A 2,500-nucleotide genomic window follows, 5' to 3' on the forward strand; every position below is an offset into this window, starting at 1 on the left:
GGCCTGAACCTGGTGAAGGACTGGAGGTAGGTAGGAAGCCTGTCGCTCTGGTCGTTCGTTGTTGGCGCTTATGTGCCTCTGACGGATTGCTGATGATCGTTGCCTGACCGCGCGATCCCGGATTTAATCTCGAGAAGCTGGTCTTAAAGACAAGCTGCAAGTGAGCTGCTCGGCGTAGCTCCAATAAAGCAGACTTGTCGAACACGTCGATGGCATCTGAATGGTCTGGTTGTAAAAGGTAGCCGGATTGCTGGATCTGACCGCAAGGTCTGATTGAGCTATAGATGAGCATTGGCAATGAGAACGATTAAGTGTCGTAAGGGCATTTGGTGGATGCCTTGGCATGCACAGGCGAAGAAGGACGTGATACGCTGCGAAAAGCCGTGGGGAGCTGCGAATAAGCTTTGATCCATGGATATCCGAATGGGGAAACCCACCTTAAATGCTTGGAGAATCCAAACTGATCGCAAGGTCGGCTTGGGTTTCCAAGCATTGTGATAAGGTATCTAACTCTGAATACATAGGGGTTAGAAGCGAACGCAGGGAACTGAAACATCTAAGTACCTGCAGGAAAGGACATCAACCGAGACTCCGCAAGTAGTGGCGAGCGAACGCGGACCAGGCCAGTGGCAATGAGGAATAAAGCTGAACAGGTTGGAAAACCTGGCTAGAGTGGGTGATAGCCCCGTAAGCGTAGAACACTCATTGTCCTTGAGTAAGGCGGGACACGTGAAATCCTGTCTGAACATGGGGAGACCACTCTCCAAGCCTAAGTACTCGTGCATGACCGATAGCGAACAAGTACCGTGAGGGAAAGGTGAAAAGCACCCCGACAAGGGGAGTGAAATAGAACCTGAAACCGGATGCCTACAAGCAGTCGGAGGGCGCAAGCCTGACGGCGTACCTTTTGTATAATGGGTCAACGACTTAGTGTAACTAGCAAGCTTAAGCCGGTAGGTGTAGGCGCAGCGAAAGCGAGTGTTAATAGCGCGTTCAGTTAGTTGCATTAGACCCGAAACCGAGTGATCTAGCCATGAGCAGGCTGAAGGTTGGGTAACACCAACTGGAGGGCCGAACCCATATCTGTTGCAATAGATCGGGATGACTTGTGGCTAGGGGTGAAAGGCCAATCAAACTCGGAGATAGCTGGTTCTCCGCGAAATCTATTTAGGTAGAGCGTCGACCGAATACCCCAGGGGGTAGAGCACTGGATGGGCTATGGGGACTCACCGTCTTACTGATCCTAACCAAACTCCGAATACCTGGGAGTACTAGTCGGCAGACACACGGCGGGTGCTAACGTCCGTCGTGAAGAGGGCAACAACCCTGACCTCCAGCTAAGGTCCCCAAGTCATGGCTAAGTGGGAAAGGATGTGAGGATCCCAAAACAACCAGGATGTTGGCTTAGAAGCAGCCATCATTTAAAGAAAGCGTAACAGCTCACTGGTCTAAATAAGGGTCTTTGCGCCGAAAATGTAACGGGGCTAAAGCCATGCACCGAAGCTGAGGATTTGCAGTTTACTGCAAGTGGTAGCGGAGCGTTCCGTAAGCCTGTGAAGGGGTACCCGTGAGGGGCCCTGGAGGTATCGGAAGTGCGAATGTTGACATGAGTAACGATAAAGGGGGTGAGAGACCCCCTCGCCGAAAGACCAAGGGTTCCTGCTTAAAGTTAATCTGAGCAGGGTTAGCCGGCCCCTAAGATGAGGCAGAAATGCGTAGTCGATGGGAACCACGTTAATATTCGTGGGCCTGGTGGTAGTGACGGATCGCGTAACTTGTTCAGACTTATTGGATTGTCTGGGCGGGGAAGCGGTTCCAGGAAATAGCTCCACCGTACAGACCGTACCCGAAACCGACACAGGTGGTCAGGTAGAGTATACCAAGGCGCTTGAGAGAACTATGTTGAAGGAACTCGGCAAATTGCACGCGTAACTTCGGAAGAAGCGTGACCCCTTTATACGCAAGTGTAATGGGGTGGCACAGACCAGGGGGTAGCGACTGTTTATCAAAAACACAGGGCTCTGCGAAGTCGCAAGACGACGTATAGGGTCTGACGCCTGCCCGGTGCTGGAAGGTTAAGAGGAGAGGTGCAAGCTTTGAATCGAAGCCCCAGTAAACGGCGGCCGTAACTATAACGGTCCTAAGGTAGCGAAATTCCTTGTCGGGTAAGTTCCGACCTGCACGAATGGCGTAACGACTTCCCCGCTGTCTCCAACATAGACTCAGTGAAATTGAATTCCCCGTGAAGATGCGGGGTTCCTGCGGTCAGACGGAAAGACCCCGTGCACCTTTACTATAGCTTTACACTGGCATTCGTGTCGGCATGTGTAGGATAGGTGGTAGGCTTTGAAGCAGGGACGCCAGTTTCTGTGGAGCCATCCTTGAAATACCACCCTTATCGTCATGGATGTCTAACCGCGGTCCGTCATCCGGATCCGGGACAGTGTATGGTGGGTAGTTTGACTGGGGCGGTCGCCTCCGAAAGAGTAACGGAGGCGCG

The 2,500-nt window shown here is 52.3% G+C and carries 1 rRNA gene (only partly in view); it reads left to right on the forward strand.

Going from position 1 to position 2,500, the window contains the following annotated elements:
* The first annotated feature begins 305 nt into the window (after positions 1–305).
* A 23S ribosomal RNA gene (locus IP85_RS19785) occupies positions 306–2,500 on the forward strand (it continues 604 nt past the right edge of the window).

The organism is Rhizobium sp. AAP116 (genome assembly GCF_001295785.1).
GTDB lineage: Bacteria > Pseudomonadota > Alphaproteobacteria > Rhizobiales > Rhizobiaceae > Allorhizobium.